The organism is Chryseobacterium sp., from assembly GCF_022869225.1.
Lineage (GTDB): Bacteria > Bacteroidota > Bacteroidia > Flavobacteriales > Weeksellaceae > Chryseobacterium.
In genome coordinates, this window is the sequence record NZ_JALIHL010000001.1 from 4,299,931 (window position 1) to 4,324,885 (window position 24,955).

At 37.7% G+C, this 24,955-nt stretch carries 25 protein-coding genes and 2 pseudogenes; 11 read left to right on the forward strand and 16 right to left on the reverse strand.

Annotated elements, in window-relative coordinates:
- The first annotated feature begins 77 nt into the window (after window positions 1-77).
- The 4 genes from MUW56_RS20095 to MUW56_RS20110 all read left to right on the forward strand — a co-directional run bounded on the left by MUW56_RS20095 (window position 78) and on the right by MUW56_RS20110 (window position 3,316).
- Window positions 78-1,055, forward strand: a complete 978-nt coding sequence (locus MUW56_RS20095; protein ID WP_292014866.1) for an acyl-ACP desaturase — start codon at window positions 78-80, stop codon at window positions 1,053-1,055.
- Between the two features lie 100 nt (window positions 1,056-1,155).
- On the forward strand, window positions 1,156-1,587 hold the full coding sequence (locus MUW56_RS20100) for a BT0820 family HAD-type phosphatase (protein ID WP_292014867.1): 432 nt from the start codon (window positions 1,156-1,158) through the stop codon (window positions 1,585-1,587).
- Window positions 1,588-1,739: 152 nt separating this feature from the next.
- Entirely contained in the window at window positions 1,740-2,549 is an 810-nt protein-coding gene (gene map / locus MUW56_RS20105; RefSeq protein ID WP_292014868.1) for a type I methionyl aminopeptidase, read from the forward strand.
- Window positions 2,549-3,316, forward strand: a complete 768-nt coding sequence (locus MUW56_RS20110) for a class I SAM-dependent methyltransferase (protein ID WP_292014869.1) — start codon at window positions 2,549-2,551, stop codon at window positions 3,314-3,316. The genes map and MUW56_RS20110 overlap by 1 nt, the downstream gene beginning before the upstream one ends.
- A gap of 152 nt (window positions 3,317-3,468) precedes the next feature.
- On the opposite strand, the gene MUW56_RS20115 is transcribed toward MUW56_RS20110, so the two are convergent.
- Entirely contained in the window at window positions 3,469-3,801 is a 333-nt protein-coding gene (locus MUW56_RS20115) for a multidrug efflux SMR transporter (protein ID WP_050021122.1), read from the reverse strand.
- A 234-nt stretch (window positions 3,802-4,035) separates the two neighbouring features.
- Window positions 4,036-4,599: a Crp/Fnr family transcriptional regulator gene (locus MUW56_RS20120; RefSeq protein WP_292014870.1), complete on the reverse strand. Its 564-nt coding sequence runs from the start codon at window positions 4,597-4,599 to the stop codon at window positions 4,036-4,038.
- A gap of 262 nt (window positions 4,600-4,861) precedes the next feature.
- On the opposite strand from MUW56_RS20120, the gene era reads away from it, so the two are divergent.
- From era to MUW56_RS20135, 3 genes are all read left to right on the forward strand, one after another.
- The gene (gene era / locus MUW56_RS20125) at window positions 4,862-5,737 is read left to right on the forward strand and encodes a GTPase Era (RefSeq protein ID WP_292014871.1); all 876 of its coding nucleotides are present in this window, start codon (window positions 4,862-4,864) and stop codon (window positions 5,735-5,737) included.
- Window positions 5,738-5,803: 66 nt separating this feature from the next.
- Window positions 5,804-6,232, forward strand: coding sequence for a DoxX family protein (locus MUW56_RS20130; RefSeq protein WP_292014872.1), 429 nt, complete (start codon window positions 5,804-5,806; stop codon window positions 6,230-6,232).
- 151 nt (window positions 6,233-6,383) lie between these two features.
- On the forward strand, window positions 6,384-8,786 hold the full coding sequence (locus tag MUW56_RS20135; protein WP_292014873.1) for a prolyl oligopeptidase family serine peptidase: 2,403 nt from the start codon (window positions 6,384-6,386) through the stop codon (window positions 8,784-8,786).
- Window positions 8,787-8,952: 166 nt separating this feature from the next.
- Here the strand turns inward: MUW56_RS20135 and MUW56_RS20140 are convergent.
- Window positions 8,953-9,642: pseudogene (locus MUW56_RS20140) on the reverse strand (HAD family hydrolase).
- Between the two features lie 76 nt (window positions 9,643-9,718).
- On the opposite strand from MUW56_RS20140, the gene MUW56_RS20145 reads away from it, so the two are divergent.
- From MUW56_RS20145 to MUW56_RS20150, 3 genes are all read left to right on the forward strand, one after another.
- Entirely contained in the window at window positions 9,719-10,150 is a 432-nt protein-coding gene (locus tag MUW56_RS20145) for a Crp/Fnr family transcriptional regulator (RefSeq protein ID WP_367118540.1), read from the forward strand.
- A gap of 65 nt (window positions 10,151-10,215) precedes the next feature.
- Entirely contained in the window at window positions 10,216-10,278 is a 63-nt protein-coding gene (locus tag MUW56_RS22895; protein WP_367118571.1) for a hypothetical protein, read from the forward strand.
- A 124-nt stretch (window positions 10,279-10,402) separates the two neighbouring features.
- Window positions 10,403-10,906 carry a GNAT family N-acetyltransferase gene (locus MUW56_RS20150; RefSeq protein ID WP_292014874.1) on the forward strand — a complete coding sequence of 168 codons (504 nt, stop codon included), beginning with the start codon at window positions 10,403-10,405 and terminating at the stop codon, window positions 10,904-10,906.
- A 263-nt stretch (window positions 10,907-11,169) separates the two neighbouring features.
- On the opposite strand, the gene MUW56_RS20155 is transcribed toward MUW56_RS20150, so the two are convergent.
- The 10 genes and pseudogenes from MUW56_RS20155 to MUW56_RS20200 form a co-directional block, all read right to left on the reverse strand.
- The gene (locus MUW56_RS20155; RefSeq protein WP_292014875.1) at window positions 11,170-12,531 is read right to left on the reverse strand and encodes an MATE family efflux transporter; all 1,362 of its coding nucleotides are present in this window, start codon (window positions 12,529-12,531) and stop codon (window positions 11,170-11,172) included.
- A gap of 99 nt (window positions 12,532-12,630) precedes the next feature.
- Window positions 12,631-13,815 carry a sigma-54 dependent transcriptional regulator gene (locus tag MUW56_RS20160; protein ID WP_292014876.1) on the reverse strand — a complete coding sequence of 395 codons (1,185 nt, stop codon included), beginning with the start codon at window positions 13,813-13,815 and terminating at the stop codon, window positions 12,631-12,633.
- 56 nt (window positions 13,816-13,871) lie between these two features.
- A complete protein-coding gene (locus tag MUW56_RS20165; protein WP_292014877.1) occupies window positions 13,872-14,531 on the reverse strand; it encodes a YggS family pyridoxal phosphate-dependent enzyme in 660 nt (219 codons plus the stop codon).
- 68 nt (window positions 14,532-14,599) lie between these two features.
- Window positions 14,600-15,460, reverse strand: a complete 861-nt coding sequence (locus MUW56_RS20170; protein WP_292014878.1) for a polysaccharide deacetylase family protein — start codon at window positions 15,458-15,460, stop codon at window positions 14,600-14,602.
- 312 nt (window positions 15,461-15,772) lie between these two features.
- A complete protein-coding gene (locus MUW56_RS20175) occupies window positions 15,773-16,501 on the reverse strand; it encodes a DUF72 domain-containing protein (RefSeq protein WP_292014879.1) in 729 nt (242 codons plus the stop codon).
- Between the two features lie 5 nt (window positions 16,502-16,506).
- A pseudogene (locus MUW56_RS20180) lies at window positions 16,507-19,355 on the reverse strand (heavy metal translocating P-type ATPase).
- Window positions 19,356-19,509: 154 nt separating this feature from the next.
- Window positions 19,510-20,079: an AraC family transcriptional regulator gene (locus MUW56_RS20185; RefSeq protein WP_292014880.1), complete on the reverse strand. Its 570-nt coding sequence runs from the start codon at window positions 20,077-20,079 to the stop codon at window positions 19,510-19,512.
- Complete coding sequence (locus tag MUW56_RS20190) at window positions 20,076-20,471, reverse strand: hotdog domain-containing protein (protein WP_292014881.1); 396 nt, start codon at window positions 20,469-20,471, stop codon at window positions 20,076-20,078. Before MUW56_RS20190 ends, MUW56_RS20185 begins: the two co-directional genes overlap by 4 nt.
- A 95-nt stretch (window positions 20,472-20,566) precedes the next feature.
- Entirely contained in the window at window positions 20,567-20,980 is a 414-nt protein-coding gene (locus tag MUW56_RS20195) for a DUF6157 family protein (RefSeq protein WP_292014882.1), read from the reverse strand.
- A gap of 40 nt (window positions 20,981-21,020) precedes the next feature.
- On the reverse strand, window positions 21,021-21,224 hold the full coding sequence (locus MUW56_RS20200) for a helix-turn-helix transcriptional regulator (protein WP_292014883.1): 204 nt from the start codon (window positions 21,222-21,224) through the stop codon (window positions 21,021-21,023).
- Between the two features lie 300 nt (window positions 21,225-21,524).
- On the opposite strand from MUW56_RS20200, the gene MUW56_RS20205 reads away from it, so the two are divergent.
- Entirely contained in the window at window positions 21,525-21,893 is a 369-nt protein-coding gene (locus tag MUW56_RS20205) for an RNA-binding protein (protein WP_292014884.1), read from the forward strand.
- 36 nt (window positions 21,894-21,929) lie between these two features.
- On the opposite strand, the gene MUW56_RS20210 is transcribed toward MUW56_RS20205, so the two are convergent.
- The 3 genes from MUW56_RS20210 to MUW56_RS20220 are packed head-to-tail and all read right to left on the reverse strand — an operon-like array spanning window position 21,930 to window position 24,845.
- Window positions 21,930-23,720 carry a DUF4153 domain-containing protein gene (locus tag MUW56_RS20210; protein WP_292014885.1) on the reverse strand — a complete coding sequence of 597 codons (1,791 nt, stop codon included), beginning with the start codon at window positions 23,718-23,720 and terminating at the stop codon, window positions 21,930-21,932.
- A gap of 52 nt (window positions 23,721-23,772) precedes the next feature.
- Window positions 23,773-24,234: a BlaI/MecI/CopY family transcriptional regulator gene (locus tag MUW56_RS20215; RefSeq protein WP_292014886.1), complete on the reverse strand. Its 462-nt coding sequence runs from the start codon at window positions 24,232-24,234 to the stop codon at window positions 23,773-23,775.
- An 8-nt stretch (window positions 24,235-24,242) separates the two neighbouring features.
- The gene (locus tag MUW56_RS20220) at window positions 24,243-24,845 is read right to left on the reverse strand and encodes a phosphatase PAP2 family protein (protein ID WP_292014887.1); all 603 of its coding nucleotides are present in this window, start codon (window positions 24,843-24,845) and stop codon (window positions 24,243-24,245) included.
- Between the last annotated feature and the right edge of the window lie 110 nt (window positions 24,846-24,955).

The window sequence follows — 24,955 nt, forward strand, 5'->3', positions numbered from 1 at the left end:
AGGTATGAGTTGCATACTTTATTATGCGTTAAATAATAAATAAATCATATCTTTGCTAATTAAAACTGAATAGAAAAATGTATCAAAAGCTTGTTAGGAAAGAAGTAATGGGATTATTGGAAAAGGAAGTAGGTTCTTTTCTGGAAAAATTTTTAACGCCAATTGAAAAAATATGGCAGCCTTCCGATTACCTGCCGGACCCTTCAAGCGATGAGTTTAAACATGATTTGGAAGAAATTCAGACTTTTGCCCGTGAAATGCCTTATGACCTGTTTGTAACCCTGATCGGGGACTGTATCACTGAAGAGGCTCTTCCTTCTTATGAGTCTTGGCTGATGGGAGTGGAAGGAATCAATCAGGAAGAAAAGTTAGGCTGGGCAAACTGGGTAAGAGCTTGGACCGCAGAGGAAAACAGACATGGAGATTTATTAAACAAATATCTTTATCTGTGCGGAAGAGTGAATATGAGAGAAGTAGAAATTACAACTCAATATCTGATTAACGACGGTTTTGATTTGGGAACAAGTATGGACCCTTACAGAAACTTTATTTATACAAGTTTTCAGGAAACAGCAACCAATATCTCTCATAGAAGAGTAGGAACATTGGCCAAGCAGTCCGGAAACGGTAAATTGGCTAAAATGTGCGGTGTTATTGCAGCAGACGAAGCAAGACATGCTAAAGCTTATAAGCATTTCGTTGCTAAAATCCTTGAAATAGACCCTTCAGAAATGATCCTTGCCTTTGAAGATATGATGCGTAAGAAGATCGTAATGCCGGCTCACCTGATGAGACAGTCCGGGCAGAAGGCAGGTGAACTTTGGGGACATTTTTCAGATGCAGCCCAAAGATGTATGGTGTATACCGGCCAGGATTATATCAATATTATGAAAGATCTATTGGATGAATGGAAGATTGAACACGTGAAAGGTCTTACTGAAAAAGCAGAAAAAGCGCAGGAATATTTGATGAAGCTGCCTGCAAGACTACAGAAGATCACCGACAGAGTTTCTACACCGGATCTTCAGTTCCAGTTCAACTGGGTAAAAAGCTAATAGTTCCATACTATTATTTAAATTATAAAAGTATTGAGTGCCTTTCTTTTTTGGCACTCTTTTTTATTTCTTATCTTTGCAAAGCTAAAAAAAGAACAAAATGTTAAACAATAAGAAGATTGCTGTTGACTTTGACGGAACTATTGTTGATGATGCTTATCCGGCAATTGGGAAACCGAAAATTTTTGCTTTCGAAACATTGAAAAGACTTCAGGCGGAAGGGTACAGACTTATCCTTTGGACATATAGACACGGAAAAACGTTAGATGAAGCGGTAGAATTTTGTAAAAAGAACGGAATAGAATTTTATGCGGTAAATTCAAGTTTTGAAGGAGAAGTTTTCGATTCTGAAAATCAGTCCCGAAAATTAGACGCAGACTGGTTCATTGACGACAGAAATTTAGGTGGATTTCCGGGATGGGGCGAGATTTACAATATCATCCAGGATAGAATAGAGTTCCGGGTAGAGGGGAAAGAAGTTCTTGCCTATTCAAAACTTAAAAAAGAAAAGAAAAAAGGACTTTTCTGGTAAGATAAAATGCAGAGCCGGACATTAGGAGCCAGACTTCAGTGTCATAGCAGAGCTTCTGTATATTCTCAGAAAAGTTGATAGATCATTAGAAGTAAAGGTATACGTAAAGCGGTCATCTACTTCTAGCATCTCATATCTAAATCTATACAATAATGATTCAATTAAAAACGATAGACGAGCTACGTCTTATGAAGGAGAGCGCCCGATTGGTTTCTAAAACATTGGGAATGTTGGCCAAAGAAATTAAACCGGGAATTACGACTTTATATCTGGATAAACTGGCTCATGATTTCATTAAAGATCATGGTGCAGAACCGGCATTCTTAGGATATGGAGGCTTTCCGAACTCTTTATGCATCTCGCCGAATGAGCAGGTAGTTCATGGCTTCCCGAATAATGAAGTCGTTAAGGAAGGAGATGTTCTTTCCGTAGACTGTGGAGTGATCCTGAACGGTTTTGTAGGAGACCATGCTTACACTTTTGAGATTGGTGAAGTGAAACCGGAAGTTAAAAAGCTGCTGGAGGTGACCAAAGAATCTCTTTACAAAGGGATTGCCCAATGTGTAAGAGGAAAAAGAATAGGAGATATTTCACATGCTATCCAGGCACACTGTGAAAAAGAAGGATATGGAGTGGTAAAAGAATTGGTAGGACATGGTTTAGGAAGAAAAATGCATGAAGATCCTCAGGTTCCCAATTATGGAAGACAGGGAAGCGGAAAAGTGATCAAAGACGGTCTGGCCATTGCTATTGAGCCGATGATCAACCTTGGAACTGAAAAAGTAAAATTCCATAATGATGGATGGACGGTAACGACTTTGGATAACTTGCCCTCTGCTCATTTTGAACATGATGTAGCGGTTATCAACGGTAAACCGGTATTGCTTTCAACATTCCAATATGTGTATGAAGCGCTGGGTATTCAAAGTGATGAAGAAAAGCCGTTCCAACTGGATTTTTAATGAAAAAGATAACTAAGCTTCTACTGAATAAAATTCCACGTCCGATGCTGATTAAAATGAGCATCTGGGCGAGACCGCTTATTTATCAGTTTTTCAAAGGAGATCAGTTTTATGATCCTATCGACGGAAGATCTTACCGGAAATTCCTGCCTTACGGATATGGAAAGCAAAGAGAAAATGCCCTTTCTCCGGGAACCCTGAGCTTGGAAAGACACCGTCAGATGTGGTTGTATCTTCAGAATGAGACCGATTTTTTCATTAAGAACTACAAAGTTCTGCATATTGCTCCCGAACAGGAGTTCTTGAGAAAATTTAAAAGAATGAGCAACCTGAATTACATTTCAGCCGATCTGTATTCACCGATCGTGGACGTAAAGGCCGATATTCTTGATTTACCTTTCGAAGATGAAAGTTTTGATATTGTTTTTTGCAACCATGTCCTGGAACATATTGAAGATGATGCCAAAGCGATGCGTGAGCTTTACAGGGTAATGAGGCCGGGAGGTTGGGGAATTCTTCAGGTTCCGATGAAAAATTCATTGGAGAAAACGTATGAAGATTTTACGATCAAGGATCCTAAAGAACGCCAGAAACACTTCGGACAGTATGATCATGTCCGTTGGTACGGAATGGATTATTTCGACCGCTTACGAAAGACCGGTTTTGAAGCAGAACCGAACTTCTATTCTCAAAAATTTTCGGAAGAAGAAATTAAAAAATACGGGTTAAGACGCAATGAGATCTTACCTGTAGTTTACAAAAAATAAAAAAGGCCTGTCAGTGCATGACAGGCTTTTTTATGTGGAATCAGGAAGACAAGTCTGAATATTTCCTTATTTCACTATATAAAAATAAAAAAACCAGCTTCAATACGAAGCCGGTTTCCATTTTTAATTATTGATAGAAGTTGATGCAGATTTTAATGTGATGAAGACACCGCTTTCAAGCCTACGACGGAACCGATAAGGGTTACAATAAAAAATACCCTCCAAAAACTTACAGGATCCTTAAAGAATATAATTCCCATTAAAGCAGTTCCTACAGCCCCAATTCCTGTCCATACCGCATAAGCTGTACCAATAGGCAGTGTCTGAGTAGCTTTGATCAGCAAAAGCATACTGATCGTCATTGTGATCAGGAAGCCGGCATACCACAGGTACATCTCAGTCCCTGATGTTTCTTTTGCCTTTCCCAGACATGATGCGAAGGCAACTTCAAATAATCCCGCGATAACTAATATGATCCAATTCATTTTTTTAATTTTTCTACTGCAAATTTCAGAATTTGGCAGGAGAAAAAATTTTACAATTGTTAAAAAATGAAGAGGGGAGCCGGAAGAAAGGAGTAATGATAGCCGGTTAAGGAGTCGTACTCAATTTTACTTATTAATGATTCTAAGAACCTTCCATAAGGAATGATTGCTAATTAGTATATGAGACCATAACTTCCATCTTCATTCTTCCTGCTTCCAATCTTAAAATTGAAATTATTTTATCTCCGCACGGATTCTGCTTAAGCTCACCTGGGTAATGCCAAGATAAGAGGCAATATGACCAAGCTGCACTCTTTTTAGAAGATCGGATTGATAAGCCATAAGGTCTTTATAGCGCTCTAAAGAAGTTTTAAACTGTCTTGAAATAATTAGTTCCTCCGATTTGATCATCTCCGCTTCCGCCAGTTTTCTTCCCCAGTTGGCAATATGAATATCCTCATTAAAAAGCTTCCTCAGGTCTTCCGTTTCGATCTTATATAAATCACAGTCTTCAAGAAGTTCAATACTTTCATAACCGGGTTTGTCCTGTACATAGCTTTTCATAGAAATAACCGTCTGCCCCTCGCTTCCGAACCAGAAGGTTATATCGTTTTCTGAAGTAGTCGCATAGGCTCGCGCAATTCCTTTACGGATAAAATAAACGTATGGGATGACTTTATCAGCTTCCATAAGGCAGAAGCCTTTAGGATAGGAAACTTCTGTAATATGCTTTTTTAAGCCGGTTTTTGAAGCTTCGGGAAGGAGATAAATAGAGTCAAGAATCTGGTCTATATTCATAAAAATGAATTCTAATAGTCAAAAATATTAGTTTTAAGTGATGCAACACAAAAATCTGATCATTTTTTTTAAAAATAAACAGGTATATGGTCTCAGTTCAGATTATGCAGGGATATGAGGTTTTACAGCGGTATTCCTATTAAAAAGAAACCATTTTGCATGATCATTTAAAACAATAAGTCTCTTTTTTCTTTTAAATATTGAGATTAGCCGTAAAGACCAATTTTGTTTTACTAACTTTGCAGTTCGTAATAATATTTTTATGCACAAAGCAGGATTTGTAAATATAGTTGGAAAGCCCAATGCGGGGAAATCGACCTTATTGAACCAATTGATGGGTGAGAAGTTGGCGATTGTAACGCAGAAGGCTCAGACAACCCGTCACAGAATTTTTGGTATTTATAATGAAGAGGATCTACAGATTGTATTTTCTGATACTCCGGGAGTATTGGATCCAAAGTACGGTCTTCAGGAAAAAATGATGGATTTTGTAAAAGATTCTTTGCAGGATGCTGATGTTTTCCTGTTTATTGTAGATGTTACCGATAAAGCTGAACCATCCGAATTTCTTATTGATAAATTAAATAAAATTCCTGTTCCTGTTCTTCTTTTATTAAACAAAGTGGATCAGACTACTCAGGAAGGCCTTGAAAAATTAGTGGAAGACTGGCATAACAGAATTCCTAAAGCGGAAATTCTTCCTATTTCTGCACTGAATTCTTTCAATACAGAGATTATTTTACCTAAGATTAAATCTCTACTGCCGGAAAACCCGCCCTATTATGACAAAGACCAGTTTACAGACAAACCGGAAAGGTTCTTTGTGAATGAGGCGATCCGTGAGAAAATTCTTTTAAATTATGATAAAGAAATTCCTTATTCAGTAGAAGTGGTAACAGAGCAGTTTAAGGAAAAAGAAGGGATCATCTTTATAGACTCTATTATTTATGTGGAGAGAGATACTCAGAAAGGAATTATCATCGGCCATAAAGGTGAGGCCATTAAGAAAGTAGGAACTGACGCAAGATTAGACCTGGAGAAATTCTTTTCTAAAAAAATTCACTTAAACTTATTTGTAAAAGTGAAAAAAGATTGGAGAAAGAATGACAGAGATCTGAAAAACTTCGGTTACAGATAAACTAAAAACGCTGTAATCCCGTTGTATTAAAAGATTTTTATTACCTTAGTCTAAATTTTTCAGTACATGAACTATACCAATTCAAATTCAAGCTCAATACTTAAAGATATTGTTTTATTTGCTGTGAGAGTGTTTGTAGGTTTTGCAATGCTTGCTCATGGATATCCAAAACTTCAGATGCTGTTGGCAGGCGGTAAAATCGAGTTCTTTGATTTTATGGGACTAGGACCTCAGATATCTCTTATTCTTACGGTTTTTGCAGAATTTGTATGTTCAATATTACTGATATTAGGGCTTTTCACAAGGGTTTCTTTAGGCTTCCTGATCTTTACAATGGTGATCGCCGCTTTTGTGGTGCATGGAGCAGATCCTTTTGAGAAGAGAGAAATGAGCCTTATTTATCTTTCTGTTTATCTTTTGCTCATGGCATTAGGGGCAGGAAAGATTTCAGTGGATCATATGATTGAAAAAAGAAAAAGAGCATCAGACTGGTAGACTTATTTAGAAAATATAAAAGACAAAAGAGCATTAAACAATGCTCTTTTTTTTATTTTATGCTAGAATGGTCTGTTCATTTGCAAGATGTGTCATGGCTGAGACTTTAAAATAACTCAAAAATTACTACATTCGTGGAAAATGAAATTAAATGAAGATAAAACTGACTATTTGCCTTCTGGCATTTCTCAATTTTTATGATGCACAGGAGAATATTGCTTATCAAAAGCCATCTGCAGAAATCCTGAAACTTGCAGATTATGAAAGGCCGCCTGGCGTTTTGATGAACAGTAAGAAGGATTGGGTGGTTTTTACCTATCGTCCGACTTATAAAACGCTGAACGATCTTAACCAGCAGGAAATGAAACTGGGAGGACTGAGAATCAACCCGGTGACCAATATTGCAAGCACGGTAACGTATTTCAATAATCTTAAAATAAGAAAGATCAACGATAAAAATGAAATCTCAGTGAAAAATATGCCGGCGGATGCAAAGATCACCTACGTTACATTTTCACCGGATGAGAAGAAACTTGCGTTTACCAATACAACAGGCAAAGGAGTAGAGCTGTGGATCGTTGATCTGGAAACGGCTGCGGCCATAAAAATTACAGGAGATACCCTGAATGCCAATTTAGGAACCCCTTATATATGGTACAATGATTCGCAGAGTTTACTGATCAAGACACTGCCTCAAAACAGGGCAGCATTAATAGATGCCACTAAAGATCTTCCTACAGGACCCATTGTTTCCACTGCTGACGGAAAGGTGTCACAAAACAGGACGTACCAGGATCTCTTGAAAAATCCACAGGATGAAAAGAACTTTGAAGTTCTTACCGCTTCAGAAGTATATAACGTAGATTTGAACGGCAGCCTTAAAAAAGTAAAAGACCAGGATCTGTATGCTGGTTTAAGCTTTTCTCCGGATGGGAATTACCTGATGGCGACAGTGATCAAAAAACCATTCTCTTATATTGTTCCTTATAACAGGTTTCCACAGTCAACTACAGTGTATGACGTCAAAGGAAATACCGTAAAAGTTGTGAATGAGGTTCCTTTAAGTGAAATCATGCCGAAAGGATTTTCATCAGTAAGAACAGGAAAAAGAGGAATGACATGGAGAAGTGATGTTCCGGCAACGCTGGTTTATGCAGAGGCACTTGATGGAGGAGATCAGTATAAAGCCGCGGAATATAGAGATGAAATCTTTACCTGGGAAGCGCCATTTACAGCTGCTTCAAAATCTTTCTTTAAAACCAAACAGAGATACGATGGAACAGACTGGACGAATGACCATTATGCCGTGATTTCTGAAGAATGGTATGACACAAGAAATAAAAAATCGTTCCTGGTTGATTTGAAGAGCGGAGATTCAAAAGTACTTGACGACAGAAATTATCAGGATGTTTACAGTGATCCTGGGAAATTTAACAATGTTAAAAATCAATACGGAAGATATGTGATTGATATGAAAGGAGGGAAGGCCTATCTGATAGGTGACGGATTTACAAAGGATGGTCAGCACCCGTTTATCGATGAAATGGATGTTAAATCGCTGAAAAAGAAAAGACTGTATACTTCCGGCCTTAAGAATGCCAAAGAAAGTATTGTTGATATTCTGAATCCATCCAAAGGTGAGATTTTAACGACCCAGGAGTCTTCAAGCCAGTATCCAAACTATTATAAAAAGAATATCAAGTCCGGCAGAACGGAACCGGTAACCCACTTCGCAAATCCTTTTGAGAGCATTAAAGATGTGTACAAAGAAGTGATTACCTACAAGAGAAATGACGGAGTTACGCTGACCGGAACACTTTACCTGCCTGCCAACTATGACAGAAAAGCGAAAAAAGAAAAGCTTCCGTTATTGATCTGGGCTTACCCTACAGAATATAAGGATAAGAATACAGCAGGGCAGAATACCCAGAACCCCAATGACTTTACTTTCCCGTATTATGGTTCTTTTGTATACTGGACAACCAAAGGGTACGCCGTATTGGATGATGCCGCTTTCCCGATCATTGGTGAAGGAAAAACAGAACCTAACGATACTTTTATTCCTCAGTTGGTAGCGAATGCTGAAGCTGCAATCAATGCAGTGGAACAGCTAGGGTATATTGATAAGAAAAAAGTAGCTGTAGGAGGACATTCTTATGGAGCTTTCATGACTGCCAACCTTCTGACCCATTCCAACCTGTTTGCATGCGGTATTGCAAGAAGCGGAGCCTACAACAGAACCCTGACTCCATTCGGATTCCAGAGTGAACAGAGAAACTATTGGGATGTTCCCGAGATCTATAATGCCATGTCCCCGTTCATGAATGCAGACAAAATGAAAACACCTCTTCTGTTGGTACATGGGGATGCTGACAACAATCCCGGAACATTTACACTGCAGACTGAAAGGTATTTCCAGGCTTTAAAAAATCTGGGAGCTCCGGTAAAAATGGTACTTCTTCCAAAAGAATCCCATGGATACCAGGCTAAAGAGAATATTTTACATCTTTTATGGGAGCAGGATCAGTTCCTTGAAAAATGTTTGAAAAAATAATAGGAAACAGGCTGTCTCAGAAGTGAGACAGCCTGTTTTTCTTTAGTTCCGAATAAACCAGTGAAAGAAGTTTGAACATTTGTGGCTGGAAAATAAAGTATTGGCTGAACATTTTTGGAGCAGTCGGTTTTTAAAATTCTATCAACCGTTAATGGCTGCATATTTTTTACAGGTGTTTAAGAATTTCATCAATACTTTTCAATTCCATAAAGTGCTCATGTTCCAGACTAAGATCATGCTGCTCATGAGATCAGGTGACATGATAAGGAATATGGGCCGCAAAACCTCCTATTTCCAATACAGGCAATATATCTGATTTTACGGAATTTCCCAGCATCAGAAAGTTCTCCGGCAGGCAGTCAAGGTGTTTCAGCAACTTTCTGTAGTCGTTTTCTTTCTTATCGCTCATAATCTCAATATGATGGAAATAATCCTGGAGTCCTGAGTTTCTCAATTTGCGTTCCTGATCCAGCAGATCCCCTTTGGTAGCGACTACCAATCTGTATTTTCCTTTTAGGTTTTCCAGGGTCTCTGGGACTCCGTCCAGAAGTTCAATAGGTTTCTTTAAAAGCTCCTGTCCGAGCTCAATCGCTTTATTTACCACTTGTATAGGCGCTGTATTCCCGGAAACTCTGCTTATGGTTTCAACCATGCACAGCATAAATCCTTTCACTCCATAGCCATATAAATGAAGATTTTGCATTTCCGTCTTAAACAATTCCTGGGATACCGAATGTTGTGGCAGATAATCTTCAAGAAGGCTGCAGAATTCTTTTTCTGCCTCCTGAAAGTAGGGCTCATTGATCCAAAGGGTATCATCAGCGTCAAAAGCGATGGTGGTGATGTGATTATTCATTTTACTTTTGTAATTTTCCGGTAACAAAATTCAATATAAAAATCAAACCGGAAAAGGACATTTGTCCCGGATCAATATGCTAAGGACGAATCATATATTTTTAAGCTATCTTGAAGCACTTTATATACAGCAGGGCCCAAAGGATGATATTGTATTAAAAACTTTTTCCAAAGGCGAAAAAATATTGATACAGGGGCAGACCCTTCCCAAAGTCATGCTTATCAAAGAAGGGATTGCCAAATGTTATTTTTCCGAAGAAAACGGAAAGGAATATATTGTAGAGTTTTTGGGCAGTGGAGAAATTCTTGGTGAGGTAGAGGTGATTAAGAATACAACCTGTTTATGCAGTGTTGAAGCCGTATCAGAAGTTGCTGTTTATGCGGTAAGCCTTCCTTATTTTAAGTCTTTGATCCAGAATGATCTTCGTTTAAATCATGTATTGATGTTTTTGCAGAACGTATTATCAACACTTCCAGCAGAGCTTCCTATCAGCAGCTGTATACGGTAGAACATACATTGAGCCAGCTGCTGACCATGCAGGAAAAACAAGGGATCCGGATTTCTAAAGAAGATATGGCTGCTTACCTCGGCATTACAGTGCGCAGTCTGAATAGAATTTTGAAAAATTTAAAATAACTCTATTTATAGAGGGGGTGTTTGTTATATTTAATTAAATTTTAATGAATTATGCTTATTTTTTTTGGGGGTACTTTGAAAATTTAATTACTTTTGTATTGAAAAATAAATTGAATGGATAGCCATGGACGAAATAAAGTTTAGAAATGCCGGTTTAGCAGACTTAGAAAGAATTGTAGAGATTTATAACTCAACGGTGGCTTCAAGAATGGTGACCGCGGATGTGGAAGAAGTTTCGGTAGCAAGCAAGCAGAAGTGGTTTGAAGAACATAATCCTGAAACAAGGCCGCTTTGGGTTGTTGAAGATCTTGACGGCCAGACGGTAGGATGGGTAAGCTTTAGTTCGTTCCATGAAAGACCTGCATACAGCGGAACGGTAGAGGTAAGTATTTATCTGGATGAAAAATGCAGGGGAAAAGGGTATGGCAAAACAATCCTTCAATACTGTGTCGACAATGCCGGAAAGTTCGGCGTAAAAAATCTGGTTGCTCTTATTTTTCTTCATAATGAGCCAAGTCTGAAACTGTTCAGATATTTTGGATTTGAAGATTGGGGAACTCTTCCGGATGTAGCGGTTTTAGACGGTATGGAAAGGAGTCTGAAGATTCTAGGAAAAAGAATCGGGTAAAATATAAAAAGGTTATTTCATTGTTGAGATAACCTTTTTTCTTTGTATGAATTGTATAATTATTTTAAAAAGATTCTCACTCTTTATAGCAGTTTAGATCATGTTTATACCTAATATGGCTCAATCTTGGTTTTCGTATAACGCCCCATTGGTTTGTGCCTCATTGGTATTGAAAGAAGCTGCGAAATCTGCAATATTTGTGAGAAACTTAGATTTTAAGCAATAAAAAAGGCTGTTTCAATCTGGAAACAGCCACATTATTTTTATATATTCTGCTTAATTCTTTTGGCTGACATGTTCAGGAATCGTTTTACAAGGAAAACGGCTGATACAGTCAGTCCTAAACCAAGGGCGATCCACATTCCGAAGGCCCCCATTTTTAAAGTGACACAGAAGAAATACCCTAACGGAATGGTAATAACCCAATAGGCAATAAAGGTATAGATAGACGGTATCTTAACGTCCTGTAATCCTCTGAGCATTCCCAAAGCGGTGACCTGGATTCCATCTGAAAGCTGGAACAGGGCTGCAATGATCATCAGTTTTGAAGCCAAAGTGATGACTTCGATTTCTTCTTTTTTCGTAAAGAAAGTAGGCAGGATGTTTCTTCCTAAAATGAAGACCAATCCACAGATACACATGAAGATGAATGCAATCTTCAAATTATTGATCCCTACTTTTCTTAATTCCACAAAATTCCGTTCGCCCAGTTTGCGCCCAATCATTACCGTAGAAGCCACACTGAATCCTACACAAAGATTAAAGGTGAAGGAAGCCATGCTTAAGGCAATCTGGTGGGAAGCAATATCGTGAGCAGAAATAAGTCCGCAGATAAATGCCGCTCCTGCAAAGGCTGTTACTTCAAAGAACATCTGTAATGCTGTAGGCAATCCCAGTTTTACCATTTTATCAAACATCTTTTTAGAAAAATCCTGGATTTTCAACGAAAAATCTTTGATATAACGCCGGGTTCTCTTTTCCTTAAGCAATACAAAATAAAGGAAAACAACCATAAAAATTCTTGAAATAAGAGTAGCAAGGGCTGATCCTTTTACACCCATTGGAGGAAGCCCCCAAAGACCCTTGATAAATACATAGTTGAGGGCAATATTAATGATGTTGGCAATGATTGTTGCCTTGGTAACACCAATAGTATAAGAGAGCCCTTCAGATACTTCACGAAGTGTCTGAAATGCCATAAAAGGAATCATACTGATAACCATGATGCTTAAGAAGCTTACGGTGTCAGGAATGATTTTGGCAGGCTGTCCCGAGTGGTAGAGCAGAGGCATACCCAATAATAAGACCACCGTGAGGATAATCCCGACAGACATATTGATCACAAATCCATGGCTGAAAACAGAATTGATCGTGTCATGGTCCTGTCTTGAATGGGCCTCTGAAACCAAAGGCGGAATGGCAAATGAAAACCCGAGTGCCAGTACGAATATCGAGAAGAATACTGCATTCCCCAGCGAAACTGAGGCCAGTGCATCCGCACCTAACAGTTTTCCGACAATAATATTATCGAATAAATTGACTGAAACCTGCCCCACCTGGGTAAGCATCACAGGCAGAGCCAAAGTCAGGCATTCTTTTGTATAGTTTTTGTTTAAAAAGTTCATCGTATTTTATGATTCATATAGTTAATATTTCAAAACAGGTCAAAAAAAAATTTGCAGTGATTACTGCAAATTTTTATAATATCGTAAATAATAATCGTATTATTTCCTTACAAAACTTGCAACGTCAGCTTCAGAAACCGTGTTTCCACCAAGAATAATTAATCGCTCAACAACATTCCTTAATTCTCTGATATTTCCAGTCCATGAAAGCGCTTTTAAAGCATCAATAGCTTTATCATCAAACTTTTTCATAGCAGTGCCATGCTCATCGGCAATCATACCTGAAAAATGTTCAACCAACAATTTGATGTCCTCTTTTCTTTCATCCAATGGCGGAACATAAATTTCAATCACAGAAAGTCTGTGGTAAAGGTCTTCTCTGAATTTTCCCTCCTCAATCTCTTTCTGCATATTTTTATTGGTTGCTGCAAGTACTCTTACATCAACTTTTATTTCTTTATCACTTCCTACAGGGGAAACTTTGCTTTCCTGAAGCGCTCTTAATACTTTAGCCTGAGCGATAAGGCTCATGTCACCAATCTCGTCCAGAAAGATAGTCCCTCCGTTAGCCTGTTCAAACTTTCCCTGCTTATCCTTGATAGCCCCTGTAAAAGATCCTTTTACGTGGCCGAAAAGTTCAGATTCAATAAGTTCAGACGGGATTGCAGCACAGTTTACCTCTATCATAGGACCTCTTGCACGGTCGCTTTGATTGTGGATCGCGTGGGCTACCAATTCTTTTCCGGCACCATTCGGTCCGGTGATCAGTACTCTGGCATCAGACACGGCCACTTTTTCGATCATATCCTGAATTTTCTGCAAAGCAGGAGAATTACCGATCATCTGATACTTTTTATTTACTTTTTTCTTTAATGTTTTGTTTTCCGTCTGAAGATTTTTGTTTTCTTTCTTCAGCGTTTCTTTAACCAACGCATTTTTTACACTGGTGATCAGTCTGTTGATGTCAATTGGCTTGGAGATAAAGTCGTATGCACCCTCTTTCAGGCATGAAACAGCAGAGTCAATATCTGCGTGACCTGAGATCATGATAAAAGTAGTTTCTGGTTTTAATGCGAGACTTTGCTTTAAAAGCTCTGTTCCTGAAAGCTTAGGCATCTTGATATCAGAGATCACTAATGCGAAATCTTCTTTCTCTACCTGCTTGTAGCCTTCCAGGCCGTCTTCAGCGATAACAAATTCATAATCGGTAAGTTCATCAGAAAGAATACTGTGAAGTACTCCCGAGATTGCTTTTTCGTCTTCTACTATAAGGATTTTTTGCATAGTTGCAAATTTAAATTTTTTGTTTCAATTATTAGCAAAAACTATACCTAAAAATTCTACTTCGAATAATCTCTTCTGCCGAAAATAGCAGATCCGACCCTTACTGAATTGGCCCCGCATTCAATGGCTGCCGGGAAATCGTCACTCATCCCCATTGATAAGATTTTCAATGGTTTCAGCTGGCTTAATTGATCAAAAAGACCTTTTAAGGTTAAGAATTCTTTTCTGACCTGTTGTTCATCCTCCGTGAAAGTAGCCATTCCCATTAAACCGGTAATTTCAACATTCGGGAAACTCCCGTCAAGATACTGTCTGAACAGGTTTTCAGCCGCTGAAATGTCAAGCCCGAACTTTGTATCTTCTGCAGCAATTTTTACCTGAAGCAATACCTTAATGACCCTGTTCTGTTTCCCGGATTCTTTATTGATCTCTGCCAGTAGCTTTTCAGAATCCACACTTTGTATGGTATCAATGAAGGGAGCAATGTATTTAACTTTATTGGTCTGTAAATGACCGATCAGATGCCATTGGATATCCTGGGGAAGAAGAGGCTGTTTTTCCATCAGTTCCTGTACTTTATTTTCTCCGAATACCTTTTGTCCCAATTCATAAACTTCCTGTATAGCGGAAACCGGATGTGTTTTTGATACGGCAACCAGCTGAACTCCTTCCGGAAGCTGGTCTTTTATAATCTGATAATTTTCTTTAATACTCATAATTGCAAATTTCCGAAATTTACTTGACAGTTGCTAGTGATGAACCCATTTTACACGGCATAAAAAAATCAATTCAAAACTTCATTGATCGTAGGGTATTGAGAAATCTTTCTGAAAACAAATCTGTTGGTTTTCTGTAGTTTTTCAATAAACAGATCCAATTCGTTGATCGAATCAGTATCCCTGAGGTATTGGTCATGCGTAAGGAAAACAAGATGTCTCGATGTTTTTTCAAGATCGTTAAAGAAAATACTGTCTACCTTTTTCAACATGGCTTCATGGCTTCCCTTCAGGGTCATTTTATGAGTGGGTCTCCATTCCAGATCCCAGCCGACCACCTTGTATCCTGCATTTTTAAGTCCATTGGCTGCTGCCGTAGAACCTTTAATATCCGTTACATTAATCGTGTTGAGCCTCCAGATGTTTCTGCCCGGGGTTCTTGCTATTTTATCCTGAAGCTTAAGACTGTCTTTAGCGATATCAAAATCATGTACCACGGCTTCGGCGTTTTTATAAAAGTCGGTATATTTGTTGTGGGCATGGGTAAAACTGTGATTGGCAAGCTCAATAAGGGGATTCTGTTTTAACAGTTCAAAATCGTCTTTTTGCTTTTTGCTTCCATAGGCATGTTTCCCGACAAGAAAAGCTGTGGCACACACATTTCTCTTATTGAGTATTTTTAAAAGGTTTTCAGTGCCCTGATTCGGGCCGTCATCAAAGGTAAGGTAGATCACTCTTTTATCGGGGTCTACATTTTCATCATCTATACTGGGGACTGTTTTTGCGGCAGGATCTTCCGGTGAATTTATTTTTTCATTCACGTCGTTCTTGAAATTACAGCTGTTCAATAAGATCGAAGTTGCACTCATCAATGCAAGCATCCCGAGAAAAGTCTTATTTTTCGACTCTCCCGCAAAAATTTTTCTCATAAAGATAATGGAAGTTTAAATTGTTAAAAATCGTTAAAAATAACGGTTGAAAATTAACAAATTACATGCCATGTTGTGCAGCATTTTTTCTTTTTAAGTTTATTTTAAGAACTTAATTTTAAAGAAGATTGTAATAAATGACCCGATTGTGAGGATATGATTTTGTTTTCTTTATGTTTTAACATTTATAAATGTGAAAACAATAGTCTTTCTCTATATTCTTTGCTGTAAAAATATCCTTCATTAGACAGGGAATTATTTAATTTTAACAAAATGTACTACTGCCGCTATCAGAAAATGGCTTTGTTTTCTTTATTCCAAAATCTTTTTTACATACTTGCCATTGCGGACCGCTGAAGTTCCCCAGGTATTATTAAAAAATATAAAGGCTGTTTGTTTGGTGTTCTTAATTTTTCCAGCAAGATCATCAAGGAAATCAGTGCTGTATTCAGATTTATAGAGAACAGGCTTTCCGTGAAGCCGGTAATAGATGATTTCAGGATTGTTAATGATCAAATCTTCAGGAAGACTGCCAGGAAAGCTGACCCCGGAAAAAACGACATTGATGCTTTTTAAAAAATCAAATATTTCTTGTTGCCACCATGATTCATGGCGGAATTCAATGACATTTAAAAAACTGAAATCAAGGTTTTGGGTGATCCGATCTCTATTTTCCGGTGTATTTTTAAAAGAGGGCGGCAGCTGGTACAGAAAACCGGACAGCTTGTCCTTGAGGTTATTTTGGATGTGGCTGCAAAATGCGGCAATGGCTTCTTTTGATTCTGCAAGACGGTTTTGATGAGTAATGATCTTAGGGATTTTAATGAAAAACCGAAACGGGTCCGGAGTTTCATCATGCCATTTTGAAAGTGTTTTAACGGTAGGGTTTCTGTAGAATGTGGAATTGATCTCTACAGCATTAAACACTTCAGCGTATAAAGAAAGAAAATCTTTACTTGGAGCATTCTCAGGATATAATGACCCTTTCCAGTCGTTATTATAAAATCCTGAACACCCTATGTAAAGATTTTCTTTTTTCATTATGATTATTTTATATCCAGATTTACAGAATTTAATCTCAATGAATTCAGGATCACAGATAATGAACTGAAGCTCATGGCTGCAGCTGCAATCATCGGTGATAACAGAATTCCAAAAAATGGATACAATAATCCTGCCGCTATTGGAACTCCCAATACATTATAGATAAATGCGAAGAATAGATTCTCTTTGATATTTTTAAGGAGTTTTTCACTTAACAGCTTTGCTTTTGCAACCCCCATGATATCTCCTTTCAGTAAAGTAATTTCAGCACTTTCAATCGCAACGTCTGTTCCTGTTCCCATTGCAATACCTACGTCAGATTGCGCAAGAGCAGGGGAGTCGTTGATCCCGTCACCGGTCATCGCAACGATTTTCCCTTGCTGCTGTAATTTTTTTACCTCATTTAATTTATCTTCAGGAAGGCAGTTCGCTTTAAAATGTTTGATTCCCAGTTCATCCGCCACTGCTTTCGCGGTATGTTCGTTGTCTCCGGTCATCATTATGACGTCAATACCTTCGCTCATCAGCCTTTCTACTGCTTTTTTGGAGCTTAATTTAATTTTATCGGTAAAGCTGATAAATCCTAATACATTTTGGTCTTGCGCAATATAAGAGATGGTATGTGCTTTTGACTGTACTTCTACAGCTTTCTGTCGTAAGCCTTCCGGAATCCGGATCTGATGCGAAGTCAAAAGACTTTCATTGCCCAGGTAAACGGTTTTGCCGCCAATGCTGCCTTTAACTCCTTTTCCAGAAATGTTTTCAAACCGATCTACTTTCTCTGCTGAGATATGCTCTTCTTTCGCTCTTTTGATCACCGCATTGGACAGGGGATGTTCAGAATTTTGGTTTAGTGAGAATGCCAGTTTTAAAATTTGATTTTTATCTGCATTATTTACCGTTTCAATATATTCTACAGACGGTTTCCCTTCCGTTAAAGTTCCTGTTTTATCGGTGATCAGAACATTTACTTTATTCATTTGTTCAAGAGCTTCCGCGTTTTTGATCAGAATACCGTTTTTAGCGCCTTTTCCAATTCCTACCATCAGAGACATAGGAGTGGCCAGCCCGAGGGCACAGGGACAGGCTACGATTAAAACTGCCACGGCATTGACAAAAGCAAATAAACTTCTTTTTCCTTCGGGGCCGAAAAACTGCCACAGAACAAAAGTTAATACAGCAATCAGGATGACTACGGGAACAAATACTTTTGCAACCTTATCGGTCAGTTTCTGAATAGGTGCTTTGCTCCGGCTGGCCTCATTGACCATTTTAATGATTTGTGAAAGAAGGGTTTCATCCCCAACCTTTTCAGCTTTCATAATAAATACCTGGTTGCCATTGATGGTTCCTGAAGAAACTTTATCATCCACACTTTTTTCAACAGGAACAGGCTCTCCTGTGATCATACTTTCGTCAACTATGGAATTTCCTTCTGTAATTTTACCGTCCACCGGAATTTTTTCACCCGGTTTTACCTTTAAAAGATCCCCTATTTTTACCTGAGAAAGCAAAACCCTTTTTCTTCACCATTGACTATAATATTGGCTTCATCCGGTGAAAGGTTCATTAATTCCTTGATGGCATTTCCTGTCTTTTTATGAGCTGCCGCTTCCATTAACTGGCCTAAAATAACCAGTGTTAAAATGACACAGACGGCCTCGAAATATAACGGGATTTCATGATTATGCCCACGGATCTCGTGAGGAATAATGCCTGGAAAGGCCAACGCAACAATACTGAATATAAAGGCGGCAGCAACACCTAGTGCAATAAGGCTGAACATATTGAGATTCCAGGTTTTAAAAGAAACCCAGCCTCTTTTCAGCAGGAACCATCCCGAGTAGAACATCACCGGAAGCGTTAAAGCCAGTTCTATAATAGCCTGTATCTGGTGCGGAAAAGGAAAATTGATCAGCATTCCACCCATGGAAAGAATGAATACCGGAATGGTAAATGCCAATGAAATAATAAATTTCCTTTTTAGAATATTGTAGGTCTTATCTTCTTCCTCATCTCCGCTGTCAGGCATTCTTACCAGATCCATCCCACAGATCGGACAGCTTCCCGGCTCGTCACGAATAATCTCGGGATGCATCGGACACGTATATTTGGCAGTTTTCTTTTCCGGGTATTTTACAAGGTCCATCCCGCATACCGGGCATCCTACATTGGAGTCATAGGTCTTATCCCCTTCACAGTACATAGGGCAGTAATATTTACCTGCCATTTCATCCGTGACTGCAGGAGTTTCGTGATGTTGGTGATGATGGCCATGATTATGATTGTGAGCATGAGAATCCGCATTGTTGACAAGCCCTTCCGTTATTTCCTCTAAATGCATATGGCATACCGGGCAATCGCCTTTTTCATCATAGACTTTATCACCTTCACAAAACATTGGACAATAATATTTTCCAATACTGTTTTTGAAGTTTTCAGGAAGGTGGGCAGATGAATAAGCAGGTTTATGGAGAGGATCTTTTGCAAGTTTCTCTTCAATCGGGACCAGGTACATCTTGCAGACAGGGCATCTTTCCCCCTGTTTGAAATAGACTTTGTCTCCTTCACATTCCATCGGGCAATAATAGACCGAAGACGGAGATACGCGGTCCTGGGGTTTTACAAACGCATGATCAGGATGATTGGGATCTTCCAGTTTGTATTTTCCTATTTCAGCTAAAGCGTTATTCAGAACAGATAGTTCTACTTCATGATCTGAGGTGATCGTTGCTGTATTGTTTTCCAGATTTACCTCTGCTGTAATGCCTTTGACATTATTCAGCTGGTTTGAAATCTTTTTCTGGCAGCCTGAACAGGTCATTCCAAGTATTTTATACTGTCGTTGCATGATTCTTAAATTTATACTACAAATTTCCAAAATGGAAACCTAAGGTTGTTATAAATTTAAGGATAATAGTTATAAAATTGTGGTTGAGGATTTGGAGAGCGGGAGTGCATCCTTATCGCTCGCATGTTGACGCCCGGAAGCCTAATACTCTCTCTCAAAAATAGTACAGGTTATCCAGGGATTTTCTATTGTGTTCTTTCAGTTTCTTGAATTCAGTCGGTGTAAAACCGGTGCTGTTGCGGAACTGGGTAGATAGGTGCTGTACACTTTTATATCCGAGTTTTCCTGCAATCTCAGTAAGAGTAAATTCATTATATAAAAGGAGTTCTTTTACTTTTTCAATTTTTTGAAGGATAAAGAACTGTTCGAGGGTAATGTTTTCGTTTTGTGAAAAGGTTTTGGACAGGGCGCTGTACTCTTTGTGAAGTTTTGAGCTTAAAAATTCAGAAAGCAGAAAGTCTTCGGCAATATCAAGTTCACTGATCTTTGTAATAACCAGATTTTTGATTTTTTCAACCAGTTGATGGGCAGAGTCCATGATCCTTTCAAAACCGGTTTCAAGCAATTCTTTTTCGACACGCTGCATGCTTTCAACAGAAACTTCAGCTTCAGTTTCAACTTCTCCTAATATGACAGAGCTGATCCCCACGCCTGCTTTATTGAAAATATCTTCAACGGCAGAAATGCACCTGTTGCACACCATGTTTTTTATGAAAACCTTCATAGACTGCCGTTTAATCTGTCTTTTACAAATTCAATCTGAGTTTTGCCGTGTGGGGCAGGATTTCCTTCGCTGTTAAGGTTGACCATTACAATTTTATCAACGGTAATAATCGTCTGGTGGGTCATTTTATTTCTGACGTCACATCTTAGCGTAATCGAGGAGGACCCGAAATGTGTGGCTTCAATACCAATTTCTATAATATCTCCCTGTTTGGCAGAACTTACGAAATTAATTTCTGAGATAAATTTTGTAACTACTTTTGTGTTTTCCAACTGGATGATGGCATATAATGCCGCTTCTTCATCAATCCATTGTAAAAGTCTTCCTCCGAAAAGGGAATGGTTAGGATTTAAATCTTCAGGTTTTACCCATTTTCTGGTATGGTAGTTCATATTCTAATAATTTGTAGTGCAAATTTAGTGTTTAATACCGGGCTTTTCAAAAGAATACTATTTATTGATGCAAAGAAGATTATTCATTTTCTCAATCATTTTCTTTTGGAACGCATTGCTTTTACTTTGGTAATGGAAGGGTCATTTAAAAAATTTTGATATTCTTCGCTTTCTATTGGGAAAAGCGCTACCTTTCCTTCTTGGTTATGATGAAAGCCGAAGCCGTATCTCTTGGCGAGAGGAGAAGATCTTAAACAGGCTTGTCCCTTGGAAAAGAATATATTTCTTGCTTCATGTTTTTCACTTTGGGAAATATCATTTTTCAGGGCATACCATTCAAAGATAATGTCATCAGAAGAATACAGATAAGGATTTTTTATTATTTTTTCATACTGCAGGCAGGCCTGGGTTTTCTCTTTTTTGTCCGGAGGAATCTGGGAGTGAGATGCGGGACAGTCTTCGGCGGTTTCAATAAAGGTATTGATGTAATTGGTGGTATGCTGGTTCATGATTGAATTGATTTTAAATAGGTGTTAGTATATAATATAACTATTCTTTATACTCTAAAATATCCCCGGGCTGACAATCCAGGGCTTTACAGATCGCTTCCAGAGTATTGAACCGGATTGCTTTTCCTTTACCCGTTTTTAAAACAGAAAGGTTAGACAGGGTAATTCCTACTTTTTCAGAAAGCTCGTTCAGCGATACTTTCCTTTTTGCCATTACTACATCGAGGTTTATTATTATGGGCATAACGGTATGATGGTTTGTTTTTCTTTTTAGTGCAGTGAGGCCTCTTATCTGTTAACTAAATTTAACTTTTGTGTAAATATCGGTAAATATTTATTGATTAGCAATAAATATTAATTCCAAATCAGTTAATAGAAAAGATAAAATCAAATAAATGTGAAAAACAGTCAAAAAAAATCTTTGATTTGAATTTTTTAATTGTATCTTGCATACGTTTATATTTGGAATCAATATTTGTTCATTAATTTATGTTGTTTTTCTTTTATATACCAAATTTTTATTAATTTTTTAATTTTATTTAAAATGAACATTTTTGTTTCAAACATCAATTACGCAACTAAAGAGTATGAGTTGCATGATCTATTCGCAGAATTTGGAGACGTATCATCAGCTAAAATCGTTACGGACAGAGAAACTGGTCGTTCAAGAGGTTTCGGTTTCGTAGAAATGGGTGATGAAGAAGGACAACAAGCTATCGAAGCTCTTAATCAGAAAGAATTCAACGGAAAAACGTTAAACGTATCTGAAGCTAAGCCAAGAGAAGAGAAGCCAAGAAGAAGTTTCGATAACAACAGAGGTGGTAGTTATGGAAACAACAGAGGTGGCGGAAGCTACGGTAACAACCGTGGTGGAAGTGATCGCGGTGGAAACGGCGGTGGAAAACGTTGGTAAAAAATATAAGCGGCTTTTAAGCCGCTTTTTTTATGCTTATTTTTCTTTAATCAGAAGCAGGGCATCATTATAATACAGATAATCATGGGTACCGGAAGAACTTTTCCCCATTGAGATATTTTTGAATATTATTTTGAGATGATACTTGCCCAAATCATTTTCAACAGAAACTTCTTTTAATTTGACAATTCCTGTTGTCTTAACTTTTTCTTGAAAAAGCTTACGAATGGCTGGAGTAAAGTCTATTTCTTCCTGGGAGTTGAGGATCACCCTGAGACCTTCGGATTCATTAATCTTTGTTTGGTTATCGATAAGAAATGTATCTCCGTTAATTTCTTTTGATTCCCTGTTATAGCTTTGGAAATTAATCAAATACTGATATCCTTTGATATTCACTACCTCTGTTTCAGGCTCCAGGGTGAGCTGTTCATACGCCGTGATTCCGGAATTTTTATCAGCATAGGTAAAGGCATTTCTTAAAGAATTGTTGATGCTCCAATAGTAAGGCTCCTTAAAATCTTTTGATAATTTGGCTTTCATTTTAGCATCCACAAGACCTAACAAGAAATCTTCCTGTTTTCTTTTAATTAAAAATTCAAACTGGGAGGCCATTGTATTGATCACAGGATCTGATATTTTTTTATTGAAATCGATTGTATTACGGATAAGAAGATTATTTTCTTTTAAAAGTCTGATCAATTCATTTTTCTGGCTTCTTTTTGCTACGCTAAAGGCATTCAGATAAGGAAATATAAGGGAGAATATTCCTACGATAAATAAACTTACCGGAATGAATTTGATGCTTGACTTCTTATTCAAAATAAAATAAGCCACTAAACCTGTCAGCCATACAGCCAGAAGCAATACAAAGTATCTGGGCTCTGTATATCCGTATTCTAAAATTCTGGTAAAAATAGCCACAAAAAGTAAGGCAACTAATGGAATGACAGTATAATAGAATAGTTTTGAAAATGCCTTTACCCAGGACTTTGTATGGTCTTCTTTCAAAGGATGAACCAGTAATAAAGCAAGAATCCCCACAATACTGTAAGCGAGTACCAGGTAGGAAACCCAGCCTCTCGGAAGTTCCCAGTTGATCAGTATTTTAAACGAATAAAAGTAAAGAATAACAGCATATATCAAAAGAAGCGGGATCAGGATAAACTGAGTGAAAAATTTTAAAACTACAGGATACTGGCTGTCTTTTTCAAGATAAGGCAGTCCTCTTTCATTAAATATCAGGAAATTGAGACAACTTCCGGAGATCGCCAGAAAGAAAAAAAGATCAAAGTAGACCCTGTTATTAAACTTAAAGTCAAAAAGTTTATCAACCGCTAAAACAGCCAGTTCCATACCACCTGTAAGAACTCCTGTGAATATGACGGTAAGCACTGTATTGACAAAGAGATTCTTGTTGTACTGCCAGAAATTGAGTTCTTTGTTTCGGCTTAAAAAAGCGATAAAGGAAACCAGAAGATGGGAAAGAAGGAATGTTACTATAATAATATACTTATATACTTCTGTGAAATCTTTTTTATCACCAGGTAAGATATAATAAAATCCAATAAGAAAAATGACTCCCAGGGATTCGAGCATATAACTTTTTCCTATCCGTTGAGAAAGCATTTTCAGAGCGAACATTAATGATATTCCCAAGCAGGAGCAGATCGTAAATTTGGAACAGGTGAAAAAATAACGTTCTGAATAATTGGTTTCATAGAGGCATACCGCTCCGATAGACGCGAGTAAAGCCATCAGGAGAACCATAGGAAAGCGAAAGATGACCTCTTTCGCTTTCCCTGTTATTTCCAGAAATTTTGTTTTCATAAGCTGTGCATTACCTTATACTTTTTTCTTCTTTTTCTTTTTGTCCTTGTCTTTATCCTTTTCTTTGTCTTTTTGCTTTTACTTTTTTCTCTTTTTTAGGGCTTAGGATCTCCTCTGCAAATTCAAACTTCGGCTCTTCAATTTTTGAAGGTTTGATCTCTATTTTAAGATCAAAATAGCCTTTAAGATCGTCCTGCGATATTAATTTTTCATTAAATAAAAACTCCAGGATCTCTTTTCCCGAATCATTAAAAAAGTGATGTGAAAGTTCTTTCAATAGAAATTTTTTGTAATCTTCAAAAGGGACAAGCACAGAATATTTAAAAATCCTGCCTTCTTTCACCGTAGACAGATAGCCTTTTTCAACCAATATTTTCAAATACGTAGACACCGTGTTCTGGTGTGGTTTGGGTTCAGGATGCTGCTCCATAATATCTTTAAGATAAAATGAATTCAGTTTCCAAAACAGCTTCATAAAGTTTTCCTCCGCGGCAGTAAGATGATTTATTTTCATGTATTTTCTTAATGTTGAAATTGTATATTGCAATAAAGATAGATAAAAGATATCAGAAATGCTATTCCAGCCCCCATAAATACTTCTTTTATGGTGTGTCTCTTCAAAATAATTCTCGTTATTCCAACCAAAGCAGCAATGCCCAGCCACAGCACTCCCATTTTCCAGTTTAATGAGAAAAATAGGGCCGCCACGAAGATATTGAAGGCGGTATGCATGGAACTTTTAATAAATAAATTGCTGACCTGCAAAGTCAGAAGCAGAATTAAGATAAACAGCATAACAAGATCAATATATCCGTTTCTGATATAGTTGAAGGCCAGATAAATAATCACACAGGCTGCAATGAATATATATAATGTCTTTCTCTGAATCCGGTTGGATACATCCATATTGGTGTATCTTCCTGTTTTGACATTCCACACAAGCCAGATCACAACCGGAGCCATGATCATTAATAATACAGGCAGGAAATAGGAGAGTGAATCTTTAAATGTATAAGCTTTTATACTCATATAAATAAAAAAAATAAAAAGAGAGATCAGTGGATTAAAAAAATCTGAGATGACCTTTGAAATTTTATGTATCAGCGAAGAGCTCTTTTCTTCCATATTAAAAGTTTAAAAGTCAAATATAACACTATAACCAAAAAAACAATTGGTATGTATACAATAAAAATAAAGTTTTTTTCATAATTTTGCTCAATTATTTCATCATAAAA

What these genes read in the sequence shown, in the direction of transcription:
- MUW56_RS20100 (WP_292014867.1), top strand. Translation starts at nt 1,156, where the DNA reads ATGTTAAACAATAAGAAGATTGCTGTTGACTTTGACGGAACTATTGTT.
- MUW56_RS20165 (WP_292014877.1), bottom strand. Translation starts at nt 14,531, where the DNA reads ATGAGTATTAAAGAAAATTATCAGATTATAAAAGACCAGCTTCCGGAA.
- MUW56_RS20205 (WP_292014884.1), top strand. Translation starts at nt 21,525, where the DNA reads ATGAACATTTTTGTTTCAAACATCAATTACGCAACTAAAGAGTATGAG.
- MUW56_RS20200 (WP_292014883.1), bottom strand. Translation starts at nt 21,224, where the DNA reads ATGCCCATAATAATAAACCTCGATGTAGTAATGGCAAAAAGGAAAGTA.
- map (WP_292014868.1), top strand. Translation starts at nt 1,740, where the DNA reads ATGATTCAATTAAAAACGATAGACGAGCTACGTCTTATGAAGGAGAGC.
- MUW56_RS20185 (WP_292014880.1), bottom strand. Translation starts at nt 20,079, where the DNA reads ATGAAGGTTTTCATAAAAAACATGGTGTGCAACAGGTGCATTTCTGCC.
- MUW56_RS20115 (WP_050021122.1), bottom strand. Translation starts at nt 3,801, where the DNA reads ATGAATTGGATCATATTAGTTATCGCGGGATTATTTGAAGTTGCCTTC.
- MUW56_RS20195 (WP_292014882.1), bottom strand. Translation starts at nt 20,980, where the DNA reads ATGAACCAGCATACCACCAATTACATCAATACCTTTATTGAAACCGCC.
- MUW56_RS20095 (WP_292014866.1), top strand. Translation starts at nt 78, where the DNA reads ATGTATCAAAAGCTTGTTAGGAAAGAAGTAATGGGATTATTGGAAAAG.
- MUW56_RS20150 (WP_292014874.1), top strand. Translation starts at nt 10,403, where the DNA reads ATGGACGAAATAAAGTTTAGAAATGCCGGTTTAGCAGACTTAGAAAGA.
- MUW56_RS20110 (WP_292014869.1), top strand. Translation starts at nt 2,549, where the DNA reads ATGAAAAAGATAACTAAGCTTCTACTGAATAAAATTCCACGTCCGATG.
- MUW56_RS20190 (WP_292014881.1), bottom strand. Translation starts at nt 20,471, where the DNA reads ATGAACTACCATACCAGAAAATGGGTAAAACCTGAAGATTTAAATCCT.
- MUW56_RS20170 (WP_292014878.1), bottom strand. Translation starts at nt 15,460, where the DNA reads ATGAGAAAAATTTTTGCGGGAGAGTCGAAAAATAAGACTTTTCTCGGG.
- MUW56_RS20215 (WP_292014886.1), bottom strand. Translation starts at nt 24,234, where the DNA reads ATGAAAATAAATCATCTTACTGCCGCGGAGGAAAACTTTATGAAGCTG.
- MUW56_RS20155 (WP_292014875.1), bottom strand. Translation starts at nt 12,531, where the DNA reads ATGAACTTTTTAAACAAAAACTATACAAAAGAATGCCTGACTTTGGCT.
- MUW56_RS20130 (WP_292014872.1), top strand. Translation starts at nt 5,804, where the DNA reads ATGAACTATACCAATTCAAATTCAAGCTCAATACTTAAAGATATTGTT.
- era (WP_292014871.1), top strand. Translation starts at nt 4,862, where the DNA reads ATGCACAAAGCAGGATTTGTAAATATAGTTGGAAAGCCCAATGCGGGG.
- MUW56_RS20135 (WP_292014873.1), top strand. Translation starts at nt 6,384, where the DNA reads ATGAAGATAAAACTGACTATTTGCCTTCTGGCATTTCTCAATTTTTAT.
- MUW56_RS20145 (WP_367118540.1), top strand. Translation starts at nt 9,719, where the DNA reads ATGCTAAGGACGAATCATATATTTTTAAGCTATCTTGAAGCACTTTAT.
- MUW56_RS20210 (WP_292014885.1), bottom strand. Translation starts at nt 23,720, where the DNA reads ATGAAAACAAAATTTCTGGAAATAACAGGGAAAGCGAAAGAGGTCATC.
- MUW56_RS20120 (WP_292014870.1), bottom strand. Translation starts at nt 4,599, where the DNA reads ATGAATATAGACCAGATTCTTGACTCTATTTATCTCCTTCCCGAAGCT.
- MUW56_RS20160 (WP_292014876.1), bottom strand. Translation starts at nt 13,815, where the DNA reads ATGCAAAAAATCCTTATAGTAGAAGACGAAAAAGCAATCTCGGGAGTA.
- MUW56_RS20175 (WP_292014879.1), bottom strand. Translation starts at nt 16,501, where the DNA reads ATGAAAAAAGAAAATCTTTACATAGGGTGTTCAGGATTTTATAATAAC.
- MUW56_RS20220 (WP_292014887.1), bottom strand. Translation starts at nt 24,845, where the DNA reads ATGGAAGAAAAGAGCTCTTCGCTGATACATAAAATTTCAAAGGTCATC.